This window comes from Streptomyces sp. Mut1 (assembly GCF_030719295.1).
GTDB classification, from domain to species: Bacteria; Actinomycetota; Actinomycetes; order Streptomycetales; family Streptomycetaceae; genus Streptomyces; species Streptomyces castrisilvae.
The window spans coordinates 7,001,260-7,021,483 of record NZ_CP120997.1 but is presented as its reverse complement, the minus strand read 5'-3'; the positions used below and the strand labels follow the sequence as shown (position 1 = coordinate 7,021,483).

The 20,224-nt window shown below is 72.1% G+C and carries 18 protein-coding genes; 8 read left to right on the top strand and 10 right to left on the bottom strand.

What is annotated here, in order from left to right; genetic code table 11:
• Positions 1–177: 177 nt before the first annotated feature.
• A complete protein-coding gene (locus P8A18_RS30345; protein WP_306059723.1) occupies positions 178–1,389 on the bottom strand; it encodes a carboxylesterase family protein in 1,212 nt (403 codons plus the stop codon).
• Complete coding sequence (locus tag P8A18_RS30340) at positions 1,386–2,708, bottom strand: MFS transporter (RefSeq protein WP_306059721.1); 1,323 nt, start codon at positions 2,706–2,708, stop codon at positions 1,386–1,388. The genes P8A18_RS30345 and P8A18_RS30340 overlap by 4 nt, the downstream gene beginning before the upstream one ends.
• A gap of 313 nt (positions 2,709–3,021) precedes the next feature.
• On the opposite strand from P8A18_RS30340, the gene P8A18_RS30335 reads away from it, so the two are divergent.
• The 5 genes from P8A18_RS30335 (at position 3,022) to P8A18_RS30315 (ending at position 7,403) form a co-directional block, all read left to right on the top strand.
• Complete coding sequence (locus P8A18_RS30335) at positions 3,022–4,497, top strand: 2-hydroxymuconic semialdehyde dehydrogenase (protein ID WP_306059720.1); 1,476 nt, start codon at positions 3,022–3,024, stop codon at positions 4,495–4,497.
• Between the two features lie 193 nt (positions 4,498–4,690).
• The gene (locus tag P8A18_RS30330; protein ID WP_306059718.1) at positions 4,691–5,455 is read left to right on the top strand and encodes a 2-keto-4-pentenoate hydratase; all 765 of its coding nucleotides are present in this window, start codon (positions 4,691–4,693) and stop codon (positions 5,453–5,455) included.
• Positions 5,455–5,889 carry a RidA family protein gene (locus tag P8A18_RS30325; RefSeq protein WP_306059717.1) on the top strand — a complete coding sequence of 145 codons (435 nt, stop codon included), beginning with the start codon at positions 5,455–5,457 and terminating at the stop codon, positions 5,887–5,889. The genes P8A18_RS30330 and P8A18_RS30325 overlap by 1 nt, the downstream gene beginning before the upstream one ends.
• A complete protein-coding gene (locus P8A18_RS30320) occupies positions 5,886–6,407 on the top strand; it encodes a 3-hydroxyanthranilate 3,4-dioxygenase (RefSeq protein ID WP_306059714.1) in 522 nt (173 codons plus the stop codon). The genes P8A18_RS30325 and P8A18_RS30320 overlap by 4 nt, the downstream gene beginning before the upstream one ends.
• Positions 6,408–6,410: 3 nt before the next feature.
• Positions 6,411–7,403 (top strand): amidohydrolase family protein, encoded by a 993-nt coding sequence (locus tag P8A18_RS30315; protein ID WP_306059712.1) that lies wholly within the window; start codon positions 6,411–6,413, stop codon positions 7,401–7,403.
• Here P8A18_RS30315 and P8A18_RS30310 read toward each other — a convergent pair.
• From P8A18_RS30310 to mhpD, 4 genes are all read right to left on the bottom strand, one after another.
• Positions 7,388–8,374 (bottom strand): LysR substrate-binding domain-containing protein, encoded by a 987-nt coding sequence (locus P8A18_RS30310; protein ID WP_306059711.1) that lies wholly within the window; start codon positions 8,372–8,374, stop codon positions 7,388–7,390. The genes P8A18_RS30315 and P8A18_RS30310 overlap by 16 nt on opposite strands.
• 94 nt (positions 8,375–8,468) lie before the next feature.
• Positions 8,469–9,482: a 4-hydroxy-2-oxovalerate aldolase gene (gene dmpG / locus P8A18_RS30305; RefSeq protein ID WP_306059709.1), complete on the bottom strand. Its 1,014-nt coding sequence runs from the start codon at positions 9,480–9,482 to the stop codon at positions 8,469–8,471.
• Complete coding sequence (locus tag P8A18_RS30300; protein WP_306059707.1) at positions 9,479–10,426, bottom strand: acetaldehyde dehydrogenase (acetylating); 948 nt, start codon at positions 10,424–10,426, stop codon at positions 9,479–9,481. The genes dmpG and P8A18_RS30300 overlap by 4 nt, the downstream gene beginning before the upstream one ends.
• Complete coding sequence (mhpD, locus tag P8A18_RS30295; RefSeq protein ID WP_306059706.1) at positions 10,423–11,244, bottom strand: 2-keto-4-pentenoate hydratase; 822 nt, start codon at positions 11,242–11,244, stop codon at positions 10,423–10,425. Before mhpD ends, P8A18_RS30300 begins: the two co-directional genes overlap by 4 nt.
• A 186-nt stretch (positions 11,245–11,430) precedes the next feature.
• Between mhpD and P8A18_RS30290 the strand changes: the two genes are divergently transcribed.
• Both P8A18_RS30290 and P8A18_RS30285 read left to right on the top strand, forming a co-directional pair.
• Entirely contained in the window at positions 11,431–12,177 is a 747-nt protein-coding gene (locus tag P8A18_RS30290; protein ID WP_306061234.1) for an IclR family transcriptional regulator, read from the top strand.
• 74 nt (positions 12,178–12,251) lie between these two features.
• A complete protein-coding gene (locus P8A18_RS30285; protein ID WP_306059704.1) occupies positions 12,252–12,983 on the top strand; it encodes a MerR family transcriptional regulator in 732 nt (243 codons plus the stop codon).
• 57 nt (positions 12,984–13,040) lie between these two features.
• Here the strand turns inward: P8A18_RS30285 and P8A18_RS30280 are convergent, their stop codons facing one another.
• Genes P8A18_RS30280 through P8A18_RS30265 form a run of 4 tightly spaced genes read right to left on the bottom strand, consistent with a single transcriptional unit; the run spans position 13,041 to position 18,817 of the window.
• Complete coding sequence (locus tag P8A18_RS30280) at positions 13,041–15,209, bottom strand: 3-hydroxyacyl-CoA dehydrogenase NAD-binding domain-containing protein (RefSeq protein ID WP_306059702.1); 2,169 nt, start codon at positions 15,207–15,209, stop codon at positions 13,041–13,043.
• 38 nt (positions 15,210–15,247) lie between these two features.
• On the bottom strand, positions 15,248–16,462 hold the full coding sequence (locus tag P8A18_RS30275) for an acetyl-CoA C-acetyltransferase (RefSeq protein WP_306059701.1): 1,215 nt from the start codon (positions 16,460–16,462) through the stop codon (positions 15,248–15,250).
• Between the two features lie 52 nt (positions 16,463–16,514).
• On the bottom strand, positions 16,515–17,657 hold the full coding sequence (locus P8A18_RS30270) for an acyl-CoA dehydrogenase family protein (protein WP_306059699.1): 1,143 nt from the start codon (positions 17,655–17,657) through the stop codon (positions 16,515–16,517).
• On the bottom strand, positions 17,657–18,817 hold the full coding sequence (locus tag P8A18_RS30265; protein WP_306059697.1) for a CaiB/BaiF CoA transferase family protein: 1,161 nt from the start codon (positions 18,815–18,817) through the stop codon (positions 17,657–17,659). Before P8A18_RS30265 ends, P8A18_RS30270 begins: the two co-directional genes overlap by 1 nt.
• A 213-nt stretch (positions 18,818–19,030) precedes the next feature.
• Here P8A18_RS30265 and P8A18_RS30260 point away from each other — a divergent pair, with 213 nt between their 5' ends.
• A complete protein-coding gene (locus tag P8A18_RS30260) occupies positions 19,031–20,221 on the top strand; it encodes a saccharopine dehydrogenase family protein (RefSeq protein ID WP_306059695.1) in 1,191 nt (396 codons plus the stop codon).
• The last annotated feature ends 3 nt before the right edge of the window (positions 20,222–20,224 follow it).

Here is a 20,224-nt window from a genome sequence, read left to right as displayed (position 1 = left end):
GACGAGGACGAGGTCCCCGGGCTCCGGGGCACGAGGCGGCAGCGGTTGGGGCAGTTCGGTCGGGGTCACCGCGGCAGTATCCCGGCGTCCCCTGCGACAGGCCACGCATTTTCGATCACCCGGCCCCGCGGGGGGCGCGGCGCGACCGCTCGCCTCAGCGCGGGGCGGCCGGGACCCTCAGCGCGGGAGGGCGACGAGTGGCGCGGTCAGGGGGCCCGGGTCGCCGGTACGGGCGAAGGCGGCCCAGGCCGCGCGTACGCCCCGGCCGGCCGCTTCCACCTCCGCCCAGGGGAGGGTGCCCAGCATCGGCGCGTGCCGCCAGGCATGCTCCGACCCGAGGAGCAGCGGGATCTCGACGCAGTGGGTGGCACCGTGGGGTGAGCCGGGCGGCCGCCAGTCCAGCCGGTATCCGTGGACGCGGGCGCCGTGGTGTGCCAGCCGCTCGTGCAGGGCCCGCAGCGGCTCCTCGTACACGCGGCGGGTGCGTTCCGCGACGCTTCCGCTGTCGGACGGGCCCTCGGGGAAGGCGGACATGTCGTCTGCGTTCCATCCGTACAGCACGTCCGGGGCGTGGCCGGCGAAGGGCGCCGGGCCGGTTTCGGCGGGCAGGGGCGCGGTGCCGCTCACCGGGCCGAACGGCGGGGCCAGGAAGTCGCCCATCCGGCGCTGATGGTCGGCCGCGGTCCGCGCCTGGGCGGCGATCAGTTCGTCCGTCGACGCGGTACGGGGGTCGCCGCCGAGGTGGGCGGCGAAGATCCTTCCGGTCTCGCGTGCCTCGGCCGGGGTGCGGGTGGCGATGGAGAGCGGCGGGCTCTGGAGGATCACCCGGCGGAACAGGGAGCGGGCTTCGGGCGTCCGCAGGAGCAGCAGCGCGGACAGGGCCCCCGCGGACTGGCCGAAGACGGTGACGTTGCCGGGGTCGCCGCCGTGGTCCGCGATGTGTGCCCGCACCCAGCGCAGCGCCTCCACCTGGTCGTACAGGCCGAGGTTGCCTTCGCTGACCCCGTCGTGGACGAGGTAGCCGAGCGCGCCGAGCCGGTAGCTCGCGCCGACCACGACGACGTCCTGCTCGGCGGCGAGGGCGCTGCCGTCGTACCAGTCGAGGATGCCCGAGCCGCTGTTGAAGCCGCCGCCGTGGAACCACACGAGGACCGGGCGGCCCGCCGAGGGGGCGGCGGGGGCGGTGACCGTGAGGTGGAGGCAGTCCTCGCTCCGCGGGTGCCGGCCGGGGGGCGGGCCCATCAGCGCTTCGAGGCGGGACGCCGGCTGGGGGCAGATCCCGTCGGACGGCGGGGCGGTGTCGCCGTCCGGCACGGGGCGGGGCCGGGCGAATCGTCCGGCCGTGGCGAACCGGATGGGGCCGCTGCGGACCGTCCGGGGAGTGTTCATGCTTCACCTGCCGGTTCGGGGACGAGCCGGGCCTGTCCGACGGGGCTCTCGGGAACCATACGGAACAGCGCCACCGCTCCGACGAGGCTGAGGGCGCACATGCCCACCAGATACCAGGTCACACCGGTCGAGGACCCGCCCGGTCCCAGGAGCGCGCTGGAGATCATGGGGGCCAGACCGCCACCGAGCACCGCGCCGACCTGGAGGACCAGGGAGGTGCCGGAATAGCGCACGCGTACGGGGAAGGTGTCGGCGATGATGGCGCCCTGGACGCAGTGGGTCACCGGGATGATCAGGCCCATGCCGGCGAGCGCGAGCAGGGCCGGCAGCCGGCCTCCCGTGTCGAGCAGGGGGAAGAACACCGCGCACCACAGCAGGATGGCGACCGATCCCCCGATGAAGAGCGTGCGGCGCCCCTTGCGGTCGGCGACCGCGGTCCACAGGGGTATCGAGACGAACCAGAGCACGGCGGCCGCGCTCACCCCGAGCACCAGGAACTGCTGGTCGAAGCCGAGGTGTTTGGTGCCGTAGGACAGCGTGAAGACCATGAAGACATAGGCGACCGCCGAGTTCGCCACCACGGCGAGCAGGGTGACGGCCAGCCGGGGCAGTCCGGTCTTCAGCGCCTCCGCCAGCGGGAAGCGGACCACCTCGTCCTCCTGCCGGGCCCGGTCGAAGGACGGCGATTCCGTGACGCGCAGCCGGACGACGAGTCCGACGCCCACCAGAACGAAGCTCAGCAGGAACGGGATGCGCCACGCCCAGGCGGTGAACGTGGCGTGTCCGGCCAGCGAGTTGGTGGCCAGGAAGACCATGTTCGCCAGGACCAGTCCGGCCGGTGTTCCCATCTGCGGGAACCCCGCGTACAGGTTGCGCCGCCCCTCGGGGGCGTGCTCCATCGACATCAGGGTGGCGCCGGCGCCTTCGCCGCCGAGGCCGATGCCCTGGACGACGCGCAGGACGACCAGGAGGACGGGGGCCCACAGGCCGATGGAGTCGTAGCTCGGCACCGCGCCGATGAGGGTGGAGCCCAGCCCCATCATCACCAGGGACACCACCAGCGTCGAGCGCCGTCCCAGCCGGTCACCGAAGTGCCCGAAGACCAGCCCGCCGAGCGGCCGGGCGACGAAGCCGACCGCGAGGGTGGAGAAGGCGGCCAGGGTGCCCGCCGCGGGGCTCAGGGAGGGGAAGAACTGCTTGTCGAAGATGAGGGCGGCGGCCGTGCCGTACAGAAAGAAGTCGTACCACTCCAATGTGGTTCCGAGAAGCGTGGCAAGCGCCGTTCTGCTCGCGCCCGTGGGACGGTCCGCGTCGCTCATGGATCACCTCGTCTGCTGGGGAAGCGGGGGAAGCCCGCGCTTTCGGTGGATCCTGGGCCCCCGGGCAGGGGGGAACAAATGCCGTTTCGTCCCGGAGCTATAGCGGTGCGGGTATACCGGGCGACCGAACCCGTCGCGCCGGACCGGGGCGATGCCGCTCGGGCACGGTCGGATGGAAGCTGCCGGGGCCGCCCTGACCTGCGTAAAGACCGGTGGGGCGGGAAGGGGCATCGTGGTGACATACCGAAGTCGGCATACCTGAAGCGCGAAACGTCATTTGTCGTCATGGCTTCGCGATCCCAGGGTGTAGACCATGACGGCACAGACTCCGCGGTGGATCCGCAACTTCGTCGATGGACACTTCATCGACCCCGACGACGGCGGCAAGAGTTTCGACGCCATCGACCCGGCCACCGGCCTCGCCCACGCCCGCGTCCACGAGGCCGACGCCCCGCTGGTCGACCGGGCCGTCACAGCGGCGCGCAAGGCGCTCGGGCCCTGGTCGGCGACCGCCGTGCGGGAGCGCACCGAGGTCCTGCGCCGGGCGGCCGACCTGATCGAGGCACGGTTCGACGAGTTCGTGGCCGCCGAGGTGGCCGACACGGGCAAGCCCGTGGCGCTCGCCCGCGACCTGGACGTGGCCAGGGCCGTCGCCAACTTCCGTACGTTCGCCGACATCGTCGCGGCCGCCGGCCAGGAGTCCTTCCTGACCGACCTGCCGGGCGGCCGGCACGCCCTCAACTACGCGGTGCGCAAGCCCCTCGGGGTGGTCGCGGTCATCGTGCCGTGGAACCTCCCGCTCCTGCTGCTCACCTGGAAGGTGGCCCCCGCCCTGGCCTGCGGCAACACCGTCGTGGTCAAGCCCAGCGAGGAGACGCCCGGTACCGCGGCCCTGCTCGCCGAGGTGCTCGCCGAAGCGGGGCTCCCGGCAGGCGCCTACAACGTCGTGCACGGCTTCGGCGGCGGCTCCGCCGGCGAGTACGTCACCACACACCCCGGCATCGACGGCGTCACCTTCACCGGCTCCACGGCGACCGGCGCCCACGTGATGAGGACCGTGGCACCGCGCGTGCGCCCGGTCTCCTTCGAGCTGGGCGGCAAGAACGCCGCACTCGTCTTCCCCGACGCCGACCTCGAAGAGACCCTGGACGGCCTGACCCGGTCGGTGTTCGCCAACACCGGACAGGTGTGCCTGTGCACCGAGCGGGTCTACGTCCACCGGTCGGTCTTCGCCGACGTCGCCGACGGCCTGGTCGAACGGGCCCGCTCCCTGCGCCTGGGCAGTCCGCTGGACCCGGCGACCACGACGGGGCCGCTCATCTCACAGGCCCACCGGCAGAAGGTGCGCGGCTATCTGGACCTCGCCGGTGAGCTGGGCGCGAAGGTCCTCACCGGCGGCGGCACCCCCGCTCTCGGAACGGAGCTGGACGGCGGCTCATGGATCGAACCGACGCTGTGGACCGGCCTGACGAACGCCGACCGCCCGGTGCGCGAGGAGATATTCGGCCCGGTCGCCGCGCTGATCCCCTTCGACACGGAGGACGAGGCCGTCGCCCTGGCCAACGACACCGACTACGGTCTCGCCGCCTCCGTGTGGACCCGTGACCTGCGGCGCGGGCACCGCGTGGCGCAGGCCATGAACGTCGGCATGTCCTGGGTCAACACCTGGTTCCTGCGCGATCTGCGCTCGCCGTTCGGCGGTGTCGGCCTCTCCGGTCTGGGCCGTGAGGGAGGCGCGTCCTCCCTGCACTTCTACACCGAGCCGACCAACGTGTGCGTGCAGCTGTGACGGCCCCCCGCAGCCCCGGCGGCAGGGGCTCCCCGGCTTCCCCGACCGTGACCGAGCAGGCCGCCCCCCTCCCGGGCGGCCGGAAGGACGTGACCATGGGCGACCACGCCCAGCACCGCGGCCGGGCCCCCGTGCCCGGCGCGCATCCGACCACGCGCGCGCCCGCCGCGCACCGTACCGAAGGAGGCATCCGATGATCCTGGAGGAAACGGTCCGGACGCTGGCTGAACGGCTCGATGCCGCCCAGAGCACCGTCACGGACATCCGCAGCCTCGCCGACACGCACACCCTGACCGTCGAGGACGCCTACGCCGTACAGACCGCGCTCCTCGCCCTGCGTCAGGGGCGCGGCGAGCGCGTGACTGGCGTCAAGCTGGGGTTCACCAGCAAGGCCAAGATGGAGCAGATGGGGGTCTCGGAGATCATTGTCGGCCGGCTGACCGACGCCATGTGCGTGGCGGACGGCGGCACGGTCGAGCTGGCCCGGTTCATCCACCCGAAGGTGGAACCCGAGGTCGCCTTCCGGCTGAGCCGTGACGTGGACCCGGATGATCCGGACACCGACATCGTCTCCTGCGTGGACGCCGTCGCACCCGCCCTGGAGATCATCGACTCCCGCTACCGGGACTTCCGTTTCACCTACGAGGACGTCGTCGCGGACAACACGTCGGCCGCGGGCTACGCCATCGGCCCCTGGCTCCCCGTCGGGGACGTGTCCGACCTGGCCGTGCGGCTGCACGGCCAGGGCCGCGAGGTGCGGGGTTCGACCGCGGCCGTACTCGGCGCTCCGGTCAACGCCCTGCACGCCCTGCTCGACATGGCCCGGCGGCGGCGCATCCCCCTGCGCGCCGGTTACGCCGTGCTCGCGGGCGCCGCCACCGAGGCGGTGCCCCTGGAAGCCGGAGTGATCACCTGCGAAGTCGACGGCCTCGGCCGGGTCGGCGTGAGGGGCGTCTGATGGAACAGGCACGAATCGTCCCGGGCAAGGCGCGGCCGCGTGGCCGCTTCCCGCACTTCCGCCGTGCCGGAGACCTCGTCTTCGTCTCCGGCACCAGCTCCCGCCGGCCCGACAACTCCTTCGTCGGCGTGGCCACGGACGAGCTGGGCACCACCGACCTCGACATCCGTGCGCAGACCCGTGCCGTGATCGAGAACATCGGGGACATCCTCGCCGAGGCGGGTGGCACGCTCAGCGACGTCGTCCAGGTCACGGCCTATCTGGTCTCCATGAACGACTTCGGCGGCTACAACGAGGTCTACGGCCGGTACTTCGACGAGAACGGCCCGGCCAGGACCACCGTCGCCGTGCACCAGCTCCCCCATCCCCACCTGCTCATCGAGATCCAGGCCGTGGCGCATCTGCCGGCCGCCAACGCGAAGGAGACATCGTGACGGACATCCCCGAGGTCATCGACTTCCAGGGCTGGATCGACGCCCACGCGCATCTGCTGAAGCCCCCGGTGAACAACCGCACCATGTCGCTCGGCAACGACTTCATCGTGCAGATCGTCGGCGGCCCCAATCAGCGCACCGACTTCCACCTGGACCCGTACGAGGAGTGGTTCTACCAGGTCAAGGGGGACATGCACGTCAACCTCATGACCGACGACGGCCCGCGGACCGTGCACATCAGGGAAGGGCAGGCGTGGCTGCTGCCGGGCAACGTCCCGCACTCCCCGCAGCGCCCCGACCCCGACTCCATCGGTCTGGTGATCGAGCGGGTCCGTGAGGAAGGCACCCTGGAGAAGTTCCTGTGGTTCTGCCCCTCGTGTTCCGCGACCGTGCACGAGGTGGAACTCCAGGTCCGCGACATCGTCGCCGATCTGCCGCCGGTCTTCGAGGAGTTCTACGGCGACGAGCGGGCCCGGGTCTGCTCCGCGTGCGGGACGCCGCACCCCGGGAAGGGCTGACCCGTGGCAGACCTGATCGACGTCCACACCCACTACGTGCCCCGGGGCTGGCCCGACCTGTCGGCCCTGGGCGGGCCGGACGCGCCCTGGCTGCGGATCGAGTCCGAGTCCGAAGCCATGATCATGACCGGCTCCTCGGAGTTCCGCCGCATCCAGGCGGACTGCTGGGACGCCGGAACCCGGCTGCGGGACATGGACGCGGACGGCGTACGCGCCCAGGTGGTCTCCCCCACCCCGGCCTTCTTCTCCTACGGGCGCAGCGGAGCCGAGGCCGAGAAGATCGCCCGGATCTTCAACGACCTGGCCCTGGAGATCACCGCCCCGGCCCCGGACCGGCTGATCCCGTTCTGCCAGGTCCCCCTCCAGGACCCGGACGCCGCGTGCCGGGAGGTGGAGCGGGCCGTCGCCGCCGGACACCGGGGCGTGGAGATCGGCAACCACGTCGGGGACCGGGATCTGGACAGCGAGGGGGTCGTCACCTTCCTCCAGCACTGCGCGTCGCTCGATGTGCCGGTGTTCGTGCACCCCTGGGACATGGATTCCTCGCCCCGGCTCGACCGGTGGATGGCGCGGTGGCTGACGGCGATGCCGGCGGAGACCCATCTGTCGATCCTCGCGCTGATCCTGGGCGGCGCGTTCGACCGGATCGACGAGCGGCTGAAGATCTGCTTCGCCCACGGCGGCGGTTCGTTCGCCTTCTGGCTGGGCCGGATGGAGAACGCCTGGCACGGGCGCAACGACATCATCGGCACCTCGCAGTACCCGCCCTCGCACTACCTGGGCCGGTTCTACGTGGACTCGGTCGTCTTCGACGACCGTGCGCTGCGGCTGCTGGTGGACACCGTCGGCGAGGACCGGGTCATGGTCGGCAGCGACTACCCGTATCCGCTGGGCGAGCGTCCGGCGGGCGCGGTGGTACGCGAGAGCCGTTCGCTCACCGAGGCGGCCCGGCACAAGATCACCCGTGGGAACGCGGAACGCTACCTGGGGCTCTGACCCCGCTGCCCGTCCGGCCCCCGGTCCGCTTCGCGCGGGTCCGGGGGCCTTGCCGTCAGCCCCGTGGCGGCCTCCTCCAGGCTCCGCGACAGTGCTTGCGCCGAGGGGCTGAGGGTGCGGTCCGCCGACAGGGTCAGTCCCACCCGGTGCCCGATCCGGTCCATCGGCACCGGGATCTCGGCCAGTCTGCCGTCGTCCCGGATCAGGGAGCTGGGCAGTACGGCCACCACGTCCGTCTCCAGCAGCAGTTGGCGCACGGTCAGGAAGGACGTGGCCTCCACCCGGTTCCGTGGCAGGCCGAGGCCGTGGAGTGCGAAGAGTTCCTCCACCTCGCGGCGGAGCACGGTCTGCCGGCCGGGCAGGATCCACGGGAAGCCGAGGGTGTCCGCCAGTTCGACACCGGGTGACGCGGTCAGCGCGTGGCCGGCGCGGACGACGAGGCCGACGGACTCGTCGTAGAGCGGGCGCCGGACCAGTCCCTCCCCGGAGGACGCGGTCAGCCGGCCCACGATGAGGTCGACCCGCCCGGCTTCGAGGTCCAGGAGCAGGTCCTCGGGGGATGCCTCGCGCACCACCACCGTGAGGAAGGGGTGGTCCCGCTTCAGCGCGGCCACGGCTCTCGGCAGCAGGATGTTGGAACCGGCCAGATGGGTGCCGACGACGACGGTCCCCCGGTCGGCCTCGGCCAGCTCCACGACGTGCCGGCCGGCCTGGGCGAGCTGGGCGAGGACGGCGCGCGCGTGCTGGGTGAACGCCTCGCCGAAAACGGTCGCGGTGACGCCGCGGGGGCCGCGCTCGAAGAGCGCGACCCCGAGGATGTCCTCCACCTCGTGCAGGCTGCGGGTGGCCGCCGGCTGGGTGGTGTGCAGCTCGGCCGCCGCCGCCACGACCGATCCCTGCCGGGAGAGCGCGTCCACCAGCAGCAGGTGCCGCATCTTGAGCCGGCCGTCGAGCAGGCGGGGAATGTCCACGGCACGACCCTAACGGAGCCGTCCCCGGCTCCTTCTTCGAAGCGGGGGCGGGCCCGGTCGTCCTTGTCCGGGACGACCGGGCCCGCCCCGCGCCTCACGCGGAGGCGTCGGCCGTCAGGTCCAACGCGATGTCGGTGATCATGTCCTCCTGGCCGCCGACCATCTTGCGCCGGCCCACCTCCACGAGGATCTCGCGGGTGTCGAGCCCGTACCGCCGGGCGGCGGCCTCGGCGTGGCGCAGGAAGCTGGAGTAGACGCCCGCGTAGCCGAGTGTCAGGGTCTCGCGGTCGACGCGGACCTCACGGTCCTGGAGGGGGCGGACCACGTCGTCCGCGGCGTCCATCAGGGGGAACAGTTCGCAGCCGTGGTCCCAGTCCATGAGATCGGCGACCGCGACGAACGCTTCCAGCGGGCAGTTCCCCGCGCCCGCGCCCTGGCCCGCGAGGGAGGCGTCGACACGGGTGACCCCGTTCTCGACGGCCACGACGGAGTTGGCGACGCCCAGCCCGAGGTTGTGGTGGGCGTGGATGCCGAGACCGGTGCCCGGGTCGAGGACGTCCCGGTAGGCGCGGACGCGGTCGCGTACGCCGTCCATGGTGAGCCGCCCGCCCGAGTCCGTCACATAGACGCACTGGGCTCCGTAGGACTCCATCAGCTTGGCCTGGCGGGCCAGCTCCGCCGGTTCGGCCATGTGGGACATCATCAGGAACCCGGCCACGTCCATGCCCAGTTCGCGGGCGGCCGCGATGTGCTGGGCGGAGATGTCGGCCTCGGTGCAGTGGGTGGCGACCCGGACGGAGCGGATACCGAGCGCGTGGGCCTGCCTCAGGTCGTGCAGGGTGCCGATTCCGGGCAGCAGCAGGGTGGTGGGGACGGCGTGCCCGACGCTGTCGCAGACCGCCTCGATCCACTCCCAGTCGGTATGGGCTCCCACGCCGTAGGTGATGCTGGAGCCGGACAGGCCGTCGCCGTGCGCTATCTCGATCGCGGCGACCCCGGCGGCGTCGAGAGCGGTGGCGATGGTGCGGGCCTGGTCGACCGTGTACCGGTGGCGGACGGCGTGCATGCCGTCGCGCAGGGTCACGTCCTGTACGTAGAGAGAAGTCATCGCGATGCCACCTCCGCGGCACGGTGTGCGGCCATGCGTTCGGCGGTGCGCAGTGCGGCCGACGTCATGATGTCGAGGTTTCCGGCGTAGGCGGGCAGGTAGTGCGCGGCGCCCTCGACTTCGAGGAACACCGACACCTTCGCGGCGCTGCCCTGCCGGGAGCCGGGCGGGAGGAGCGAGCGCAGGGGGTCGTCGCCCGCGACCCGGTCGAACTGCACCTTCTGCTTGAGGCGGTAGCCCGGCACATAGGCCTGGACGCGGGCCACCATCTCCTCCACCGAGGCGGTCACCGCGGCGTCGTCGCAGTCGCCGACCAGGCAGTGCACCGTGTCCCGCATGATCAGCGGGGGTTCGGCCGGGTTCAGGACGATGATCGCCTTGCCGCGCGTGGCACCGCCCACCCGCTCGATGGCCGACGAGGTGGTCTCGGTGAACTCGTCGATGTTGGCGCGCGTTCCGGGGCCGGCGGAGCGCGAGGAGATCGAGGCCACGATCTCTCCGTAGTGCACCGGGGTGACGGAGGCCACCGCCGCGACGACCGGAATCGTGGCCTGGCCGCCGCAGGTCACCATGTTGACGTTGCCGGCGTCCAGGTGCGCGTCGCCGTTGACCGGCGGTACGACGTACGGGCCGACGGCGGCCGGGGTGAGGTCGACGACCGTACGTCCCAGCGCGCGCAGCACCTCGTCGTGCCGGCGGTGCGCGCCCGCCGACGTGGCGTCGAAGACGATCGACACGTCCGCGAACTCGTCCAGCCCCACCAGGCCGTCCACGCCTTCGTGGGTGGTGGCCACCTTGAGCCGGCGGGCGCGGGCCAGGCCGTCGGACGCGGGGTCGATGCCCGCCATGGCGGCGATCTCCAGTGTTCCGGACAGCCGCAGCACCTTGATCATCAGGTCGGTGCCGATATTGCCCGACCCGATGACGGCGACCTTCGTGGTCATGCTCGCGCTCCTTGCGTGGTGGCGGACGCGAACGCGGTCGAGACCGTGCCCAGTCCTTCGATGTGTGCGGTGAACTCGTCACCCTCGGCCGCCACCGCCATGGGTCCGAGCGCGCCCGTCAGGACGAGGTCCCCGGCCTTCAGCGGATCGCCCAGTCCGGCGAGGGTGGAGGCGAGCCAGAGGGCGGCGGTGAGCGGGCTGCCCAGGCAGTCGGCGCCGGTGCCCCGCGAGACGGTCCCGCCGTTCTTCGTGAGGGTCATCCGCACGCCGCGCAGGTCGACCCGGTCCAGCGGCACAGGGGTGCCGCCGAGCACGTACAGCCCGCAGGAGGCGTTGTCCGCGACGGTGTCGACGATGCCGATGTCCCAGTCGGCGATGCGGCTGTCGACGATTTCGAGTGCGGGCAGGGCGAAGGCCGTGGCGCGCAGCAGGTCGGCGACGGTCGGGTCGTGGTGCGGCAGGTCGGTGCCCAGGACGAGGGCGACCTCCGCCTCCACCTTGGGCTGGAGCAGCCGGCCGGGGGCGATCGGCTGCCCCTCGGGCACGGCCATGTCGGCGAACAGGGCGCCGAAGTCGGGCCGGCCGACTCCGAGCTGGCGCTGCACGGCGGGCGAGGTCAGGCCGATCTTGCGGCCCACCAGCCGCCGTCCGTCCGCGAGCGAGCGCTCGACGTGCAGACTCTGTACGGCGTAGGCGGCCTCGACGTCCCCCTCGGGCAGCAGGGTGCGCACAGGGGGGCACGGCACGCCGGTCCGGGCGGCCTCGCGCAGGGCGGCCGCCGCCTCGTTCACGGCGTCGGCGGGCTTGGGGGCACTCACGGCCGGCTCCCGTCGGACGCGGTACTACGGTGTGGGACGAACATGCGGGTTACCTCCGGCAGCACGGCGGGTCGGGGCGGGGAGGCCGGGCGCTGTCGCGCGGCCGTCGGCCCATGTCAGGTATAGGCGGACGGTCCGGGGTGCGGCAAAATATGTTCCATGACACGGAACAGTGCGCTGGGGAACATGCTCGACAAGGCGGCATCCATCCTGGACTGCTACCGCCCGGACGGTGGCGCGTTCCGTCTGACAGAAATCGCCGCGCGTACGGGGCTGACCAAGACCACCGCGTTCCGTCTCTGCGGCGACCTGGTGCGGCTGGGCCTGCTCGACCGCGAGGGCGACACCTATCTGCTCGGCGGCAAGCTGTTCGAACTGGGCTCGCTGGTGCCGCGCCGGCACGATCTGCGGGAGGCGGCGCTCCCCTTCCTCCAGGATCTCTTCGAGGCGACGCACGAGACCGTGCACCTCGGCGTGCGCGACGGCTTCGACGTGGTCTACCTGGAGCGCATCCACGGCCATCAGGCGCTGGCCCTGCCGTCGCGCATCGGAGGCCGGCTGCCGCTGACCTGTACCGGTGTCGGCAAGGCCCTGCTGGCGTTCTCCGACAGCGCGCTCACGGAGGAGGTGCTGTCGCGGCCGCTGCCCCGGCTGAGCCCCCACTCGATCACCGACCCGGCGCGGCTGCGCACCGCCATCGAACAGATCCAGGTGTCCGGGCTCGCCTACGAGGAACAGGAATCGGCCATGGGGGTGAGCTGCATCGCCTCCCCCGTCTTCGACGGCGCCACGGCGGTGGCGGCCCTGTCGGTGGCCGTCCCGCTCGCCCGCTTCCACCCCGCGCAGCTGGCGCCCGCGGTGCGCACGGCCGCCCTCGGACTGTCGCGCGTCATGCGAGGCGGGGACGCGGCACCACTTTCACATCGATGGTGAGACAGCAATACTGTTGCACCGAGTGGGGCCCGCGCCTGGCCACCCGCTCACGAGGCCGGACACGAGGAGCGGACATGGCGACCGAGGCCGAGGAGCCGAAGCTCACCGTCGACGAGCTGGCGGCTCGCGCCGGGGTGACCGTGCGTACGGTGCGGTTCTACAGCACCCGGGGGCTGCTGCCGCCCCCGGAGATCGGGCCCCGCCGGGTCGGGCACTACGGGCACGACCACCTCTCGCGGCTGGCGCTCATCGAGGAGCTTCAGCACCAGGGCATGACGCTCGCCGCGATCGAACGCTATCTGGAGCAGCTGCCGCCCGACCTGAGCGCCCACGACCTGGCCATCCACCGGGCCCTGGTGGCGTCCTGGGCGCCGGACTCGGCCGAGGACGCGTCGCGGGCGGAGCTGGAGCGCCGGGCCGGGCGGCCGCTCGGCGACCAGGACCTCGACCGGCTGGCCGCGATGGGGGTGCTGGAGCGGTCCGCGCCGGAGGACGGCGTCTACCGGCTGGACCCGGGGCTGCTGCGGCTGGGCGTCGAGCTGCTCGACGTGCCGATCGCGCACGAGACGATCCTCGCCGCCCGTACGGTCCTGATGGAGCACACCCGCTCGGCCGCGCAGGAGCTGACCCGGCTGTTCCGGGACGAGGTGTGGAACCCGTACCGGGAACGGGAGTCGGACCCCGAGCACGTCAAGGCGATGAAGTCGCTGTCCGCGCACATGCAGCCGATGGTGCTCCAGGCGTTGGTCACCGCCTTCCAGCGCTCCCTGAAGGAGGAGCTGCGGGCGGCGTTCACCGCGCGGTGAGCGCGCGAAGTGCCGTACCGCCCCGGGCGGGGGTGGTACGGCACTTCGCGCGTCGGCTCAGTCGTGGAAGGTCTCGCCCTTCTCCGCCTTCTCCACGAGCAGCGCGGGCGGCAGGAAGCGGTCGCCGTAGCGTTCCGCGAGCTCCCGGGCGCGGGCCACGAAGCCGGGCAGGCCGCCCTCGTACCCGTTGATGTACTGGAGGACGCCGCCGGTCCACGGCGGGAAGCCGATGCCCATGATGGAGCCGATGTTGGCGTCGGCGACGGTGATCAGGACGTTCTCCTCCAGGCATCGGACGCTGTCCAGGGCCTCGGAGAAGAGCATCCGCTCCTGCATGTCGGTGAAGGAGATGTCCGTCTCCCCGGCGAAGTGCTCACGCAGTCCGGGCCAGAGGCGGGTGCGCTTCCCGCTCTCGTCGTACTCGTAGAAGCCCGCGCCGCCGCTGCGGCCGGGGCGGCCGAAGTCGTCGATCATCCGGTCGATCACCGCGTCCGCGGGGTGGCCGGGCCAGGTGCCGCCCGCCTCCTCGACGGCCTTGCGGGTCTCGTCGCGGATCTTGCGCGGCAGGGTGAGGGTCAGCTCGTCCATCAGCGAGAGCACCTTGGCCGGGTAGCCGGCCTGGGCGGCGGCCTGCTCGACGGAGGCGGGCTCGACGCCCTCGCCGACCATGGCGACGCCCTCGTTGATGAACTGGCCGATGACCCGTGAGGTGAAGAAGCCGCGCGAGTCGTTGACCACGATCGGCGTCTTCTTGATCCGGCGGACCAGGTCGAAGGCGCGGGCCAGCGCCTCGTCGCCGGTCTTCTCGCCCTTGATGATCTCGACCAGCGGCATCTTGTCGACGGGCGAGAAGAAGTGCAGCCCGATGAAGTCGGCGGGGCGCGACACACCTTCGGCGAGCACGGTGATCGGCAGGGTGGAGGTGTTGGAGCAGAGCAGAGCGTCGGGCTCGACGACGTCCTGGATCTCCTGGAACACCTTGTGCTTGAGGGCGGTGTCCTCGAAGACGGCCTCGATGACCGCGTCGCAGCCCGCGAGGTCGGCCACGTCACCGGTCGGGGTGATGCGGGCCAGCAGCTCGTCGCGCTCGGCCTCGGTCGTACGGCCCCGGGACAGCGCCTTGTCGAGCAGCTTCTCGCTGTACGTCTTGCCCTTGGCGGCGGCCTCGGTGGAGACGTCCTTGAGGACGACCTGGATGCCTGCCCTGGCGCAGGAGTAGGCGATGCCCGCGCCCATCATCCCGGCGCCGAGTACGGCGACCTTGCGGACCTGGCGCTCCTCGACGCCCTTGGGGCGGCTGGCACCGGAGTTGACGGCCTGGAGGTCGAAGAAGAACGCCTGGATCATGTTCTTGGCGACCTGGCCGGTGACCAGCTCGGTGAAGTACCGGGCCTCGATGGTCAGCGCGGTCTCGAAGTCGACCTGGGAGCCCTCGACGGCGGCGGCGAGGATGTTGCGCGGCGCGGGCATGGGGGCGCCGGCGAGCTGCTTCCTGAGGTTGGACGGGAAGGCCGGCAGGTTCGCGGCGAACTTGGGGTTCGACGGGGTGCCGCCGGGGATTTTGTACCCCTTGACGTCCCAGGGCTGCTGGGACTCGGGGTGCGCGTCGATGAAGGCGCGGGCCTTGTCGAGCATCTCCTCGGGGGTGGCGGCGACCTCGTGGACCAGGCCGTTGTCCAGGGCGCGCCGCGGGGTGTACTGGGTGCCCTGGAGGAGGACCTTGAGCAGCGCGTCGGCGATGCCCATGAGGCGTACGGTGCGGGTGACGCCGCCGCCCGCGGGCAGCAGGCCGAGGGTGACCTCGGGCAGGCCGATGCGGGAGCCGGGCGCGTCGAGGGCGACGCGGTGGTGGGAGGCGAGCGCGATCTCGTAACCGCCGCCGAGGGCTGTGCCGTTGATGGCGGCGACGACGGGCTTGCCCAGGGTCTCGATGCGGCGCAGCGAGTTCTTGATGGCGGTGCCGGTGTCGAACGCGAGCTGCGCGCTCGAAGGACCGATCTTGATCATGTCCTTGAGGTCGCCGCCCGCGAAGAAGGTCTTCTTGGCGGAGGTGTAGATGATCCCGCGGATGGAGTCCTTCTCGGCCTCGGCGCGGTCGGCGACGGCCGCGATGGAGTCCTTGAAGGCCTGGTTCATCGTGTTGGCGGACTGGTTGGGATCGTCCAGTACGAGGGTGACGACGCCGGTCTCGTCCTGTTCCCAGCGGATGGTCGTGCTCTCGGTCATGGGTTCGTGTTCTCCGTAAGCAGGGGTGGCCGGGACGGTCAGAGACGCTCGATGACGGTGGCGATGCCCATGCCGCCGCCCACGCAGAGGGTGGCGAGGCCGTAGCGCTTGTCCCGGCGTTCCAGCTCGTCGATGAGGGTGCCGAGGATCATCGCCCCGGTGGCGCCGAGCGGGTGGCCGAGCGCGATGGCGCCGCCGTTGACGTTGATCTTGTCGAGGGAGAGCCCCATGTCCCGGGCGAAGCGCAGGACGACACCGGCGAAGGCCTCGTTGATCTCGACCAGGTCGATGTCCTCGATGGCCAGCCCGGCCTTGGCGAGCGCCTTGCGGGTGGCGGGGGCGGGGCCGGTGAGCATGATGGTGGGCTCGGAGCCGGAGACCGCGGCGGAGACGATGCGGGCGCGCGGGGTCAGGCCGTAGCGCTCGCCGATCTCCTTGGAGCCGATCGCGACGAGCGCGGCGCCGTCCACGATGCCGGAGGAGTTGCCCGCGTGGTGGACGTGGTCGATCTTCTCGACCCAGTGGTACTTCTGGAGCGCTACGGCGTCGAAGCCGCCCATCTCGCCGATCGTCGCGAAGGAGGGCTTGAGCGCGGCGAGGGAGTCGGCGGTGGTGCCGGGCCGCATGTGCTCGTCGTGGTCGAGGACGACGAGGCCGTTGCGGTCCTTGACGGGGACGACGGAGCGCGCGAAGCGGTTGTCCTTCCACGCCTCGGCGGCCCGCTCCTGCGACAGGGCGGCGAACTCGTCGACGTCGCGGCGCGAGAAGCCCTCGATGGTGGCGATGAGGTCGGCGCCGACGCCCTGCGGGGCGAAGCCCGTCTCGTAGTTGGTCATCGGGTCCATCGCCCAGGCACCGCCGTCGGAGCCCATCGGCACCCGGGACATCGACTCGACGCCGCCCGCCAGGATCAGGTCCTCCCAGCCCGAACGGACCTTGGCGGCGGCCAGGTTGACGGCTTCCAGGCCCGAGGCGCAGAAGCGGTTCTCCTGGACGCCGGCGACGGTGTCGGGCAGACCGGCCGCGATGGCGGCGATCCGCGCGATGTCGGAGCCCTGGTCGCCGAGCGGGCTGACGACGCCGAGGACGATGTCGTCGACGGCCGCCGGGTCCAGGCCGGGGAAGCGGGCGCGGATCTCGTGGATGAGGCCGACGACGAGGTCGATCGGCTTGGTGCCGTGCAGGGCGCCGTTGGCCTTGCCCCGGCCGCGCGGGGTGCGGATCGCGTCGTAGACGAATGCTTCGGTACTCAAGACAGCTGCCTTTCGAGGGTGGTGGCGCGAGCGTGGTTCGGCGGGCGGGGGGTCAGGCGAGCAGCGAGCGGCCGATGATCTCCTTCATGATCTCGGTCGTGCCGCCGTAGATGGTCTGGATGCGGCCGTCGGTGAACGCCCTGGCCACCGGGTACTCGCTCATGTAGCCGTAGCCGCCGTGCAGTTGGAGGCAGCGGTCGGCGACGCGCTTTTGCAGTTCGGTCGCCCACCACTTCGCCATCGAGGCGTGTACGGCGTCGAGGGTGCCCTCGGAGTGGTCCACGATGCACCGGTCGAGGAAGGTCCGGGTGACCGCGCACTCGGTGGCCATCTCCGCGATCTCGAAGCGGATGTGCTGGAGCTTGGAGAGCGGCCGTCCGAACGCCTCGCGCTCCTTGACGTACGCGGTGGTGATCTCCAGGAGGTGTTCGGCAGCGGCGATCCCGGCGACGGCTATGCCCATGCGCTCCTGGGCCAGGTTGGTCATCAGGTGGATGAAGGCGCCGTCGCGCTCGCCGAGGAGGTTCTCCTTGGGGACGCGCACGTCGTTGAAGAACAGCTCGGCGGTGTCCTGGGACTTCTGGCCGATCTTGTCGAGGTTGCGGCCCCGCTCGAAGCCCTCCGCGCCCCGTTCCACGACGATCAGCGAGAGGCCCTTGGCGCCGCCTTCCGGGGTGGTCCTGGCGACGACGACCACGAGGTCGGCGAGGATGCCGTTGGAGATGAAGGTCTTGGAGCCGTTGAGCAGCCAGTGGTCGCCCTTGTCCTCGGCGGTGGTGCGGATGGCCTGGAGGTCGGAGCCGGCGCCGGGTTCGGTCATGGCGATGGCGGTGATGATCTCGCCGCTGCAGAAGCCGGGCAGCCAGCGCCGCTTCTGCTCGTCCGTGCCCAGGCCGGTGAGGTAGGGGCCGATGATGTCGTTGTGCAGCCCGAGTGCGAGGCCGGGGGCCCCGGCCCGGGTGAACTCCTCGGCGAGGACCGCGCTGTAGCGGAAGTCGGGGTTGCCGCCGCCCCCGTACTCCTCGGGCACGGCGAGGCCGAGCAGCCCCTGCCGTCCGGCGGCCCGCCAGGCCTCGCGCGAGACGATGCCGTCCTTCTCCCACTGCTCGTAGTGCGGAAGGACCTCCTTGGCGAGGAAGGTGCGGACGGTCCCGCGGAACGCGTCGTGCTCTTCGGTGAAGATCTGCCGCTGCATCAGTCGGTGGTGTCCTTCCGGGTGGTCCGCAGGCCGGGCACGTCCCAGTCGGCGGCGACGGCGTCGGTGTCCGCGCCCGGCAGGGCCGGGCCGCTGCGCACCGACGCGGGGGTGGCCGAGAAGCGGGGCGCGGGGGCGGGCTGGGTGAGGCCGCTGTGTTCGACGAAGGTGGCGCGGGCGGCGAGGTGCGGGTGGTGCGGTGCCTCGCGGAGCGAGAGGACGGGCGCCACACAGGCGTCCGACCCGTAGAAGACCTCGGTCCACTCGGCGCGGGTGCGGGTGCGGAACCGGTCGGCGACGGCGGCGCGCAGTTCGTCCCAGCGGGCGAGGTCGCCCCGGTCGGGGGCGGTGTCCGCGATGCCGAGGAGCCGGACGAAGTCGTCGTAGAACCGCTGCTCCAGCGGGCCGACCGCCATGTACTGGCCGTCGGCCGTCTCGTAGGAGCCGTAGAAGGGGCAGCCGCCGTCCAGCAGGTTGGAGCCGCGCCGGTCCTGCCAGCCGCCGGCCGCGAGCATGCCGTGGATCATCGTGGCGAGGTGGGCGGCGCCGTCCACGATCGCCGCGTCCACCACCTGCCCGGTGCCGCCGGGGGTACGGGCGTGCTGGAGGGCGGCGAGGATGCCGACGACGAGGTAGAGCGAGCCGCCCGCGTAGTCGCCGACCAGGTTGGCGGGGACGGTGGGCGGTTCACCGGGCCTGCCGATCATGGAGAGGGTGCCGGTGAGCGCGATGTACGAGATGTCGTGCCCGGCGCGCTCGGCCAGCGGGCCGTCCTGGCCCCAGCCGGTCATCCGCCCGTAGACGAGCTTCGGGTTGCGGGCCAGGCAGGCGTCGGGGCCGACGCCGAGGCGTTCGGCGACGCCCGGCCGGTAGCCCTCGATGAGGACGTCGGCGCGCTCCACCAGCTCCAGGACCGTGGCCGGCCCGTCGGCTGCCTTCAGGTCGAGGAGCACGGAGCGCTTGTTGCGGTTGGTGAGGTCGCGGGCCGGATCGATGCCGAGTCCGGCGCCGCCGGGGCGGTCGACCCGCACCACGTCCGCGCCCAGATCGGCCAGGAGCATCGCGGCGAACGGGCCGGGGCCGATGCCGGCGAGCTCCACCACGCGAGTCCCGTCGAGGGGACCGCGCGGGCCGCGCGGACCGTTCTCTGCTGTTGCCATCGAGCCCCCAGCGGTATGACACAACTGATGTAACATCGATGATGCTAAGAACGCACCGCGCTCCGCACAACCCCCTGGGCCGAGCAAGCGCTTAGTTCTTCTCGTGGGTACGCATGGATAATCCCCCATCGCCCCCTCCCGCCCGCAGACCGCCACGGCGACCGCGCTAACCTCTGCTCGCTCCGTCCGGCGCCGTCTTGCGTGGAGGCTTTCGTGAACAGGCAGAACGGGGCCGCGCGCCCCTATGACGTGGTTCTCTTCGGTGCCACCGGGTTCGTGGGCGGGCTGACCGCCGCATATCTGGCCGCCCGCGCGCCCGACGGCTGCCGCTGGGCCCTGGCCGGACGCGACCGCGCCAGGCTGGAGCGGCTGCGCACCCGGCTGGCCGTGCGCCATCCGCACTGCGCGGACCTCCCGCTGCTGGAGGCGGACGCGGACGACGCCGGCTCGCTGCGCGCCCTGGCCGAGTCCGCCCACGTGGTGGCCACGACCGTCGGCCCGTACGTCTGGTACGGCGAGAAGCTGGTCGCGGCCTGCGCCGAGGCCGGTACGGACTACACGGACCTCACCGGCGAGGCGGAGTTCGTGGACCGGATGTACGTGGAGCACGAGACCCGGGCGCGCGAGACGGGCTCCCGCATCGTGCACGCCTGCGGTTTCGACTCCGTACCGCACGACCTGGGCGTCTACTTCACGGTGGGCCGGCTCCCGGAGGGAGTGCCGCTGCGCATCGACGGGTTCGTCCGCAGCAACGCCGCCGTCTCCGGCGGTACGTTCGCCTCGGCGCTCACCGCGATGGGCCGGGGCCCGCAGATGCTGCGCGCCGCGAGGGAGCGCCGGCTGTACGAGCCGCGCCCGGCCGGCCGCCGCGTCCACGCCCCGCTCGCCCGTCCCCGCTTCAGCCCGGAGACCGGCACCTGGGCGCTCCCGCTGCCGACGCTCGACGCGCAGGTCGTCGCCCGTTCGGCGCGTGCGCTGGAGCGGTACGGCCCCGATTTCCGCTACCGCCACTACGCCTCCGTCAAGCACCTTCCGGTGGCGCTCGGCGGGACGGCGGCGATCGGCGCGCTGCTGGGCGCCGCGCAGGTGCCGGCCGCGCGGGACTGGCTGATGGGGCGCCTGGAGCCGGGCGCGGGCCCGGACGAGGAGCGCAGGCGGTGCAGCTGGTTCACCGTCCGGTTCGTCGGGGAGGGCGGCGGACGACGGGTGTTCACGGAGGTGTCCGGCGGCGATCCGGGCTACGGCGAGACGGCGAAGATGCTCGCGGAGTCGGCGCTGTGCCTGGCGCTGGACGAGCTGCCCGCCACCTCGGGGCAGGTGACGACCGCCGCCGCGATGGGCGACGCGCTGCTGGAGCGGCTGCGGACGGCCGGGCTGCGCTTCCGGGTGGCGGCGGAGCGCTGACCC

Excerpts from the sequence above, each read along its gene's own strand:
- P8A18_RS30345 (WP_306059723.1), bottom strand. The coding sequence starts at position 1,389 with ATGAACACTCCCCGGACGGTCCGCAGCGGCCCCATCCGGTTCGCCACG.
- P8A18_RS30340 (WP_306059721.1), bottom strand. The coding sequence starts at position 2,708 with ATGAGCGACGCGGACCGTCCCACGGGCGCGAGCAGAACGGCGCTTGCC.
- P8A18_RS30335 (WP_306059720.1), top strand. The coding sequence starts at position 3,022 with ATGACGGCACAGACTCCGCGGTGGATCCGCAACTTCGTCGATGGACAC.
- P8A18_RS30330 (WP_306059718.1), top strand. The coding sequence starts at position 4,691 with ATGATCCTGGAGGAAACGGTCCGGACGCTGGCTGAACGGCTCGATGCC.
- P8A18_RS30325 (WP_306059717.1), top strand. The coding sequence starts at position 5,455 with ATGGAACAGGCACGAATCGTCCCGGGCAAGGCGCGGCCGCGTGGCCGC.
- dmpG (WP_306059709.1), bottom strand. The coding sequence starts at position 9,482 with ATGACTTCTCTCTACGTACAGGACGTGACCCTGCGCGACGGCATGCAC.
- P8A18_RS30300 (WP_306059707.1), bottom strand. The coding sequence starts at position 10,426 with ATGACCACGAAGGTCGCCGTCATCGGGTCGGGCAATATCGGCACCGAC.
- P8A18_RS30290 (WP_306061234.1), top strand. The coding sequence starts at position 11,431 with ATGCTCGACAAGGCGGCATCCATCCTGGACTGCTACCGCCCGGACGGT.
- P8A18_RS30285 (WP_306059704.1), top strand. The coding sequence starts at position 12,252 with ATGGCGACCGAGGCCGAGGAGCCGAAGCTCACCGTCGACGAGCTGGCG.
- P8A18_RS30280 (WP_306059702.1), bottom strand. The coding sequence starts at position 15,209 with ATGACCGAGAGCACGACCATCCGCTGGGAACAGGACGAGACCGGCGTC.
- P8A18_RS30270 (WP_306059699.1), bottom strand. The coding sequence starts at position 17,657 with ATGCAGCGGCAGATCTTCACCGAAGAGCACGACGCGTTCCGCGGGACC.
- P8A18_RS30265 (WP_306059697.1), bottom strand. The coding sequence starts at position 18,817 with ATGGCAACAGCAGAGAACGGTCCGCGCGGCCCGCGCGGTCCCCTCGAC.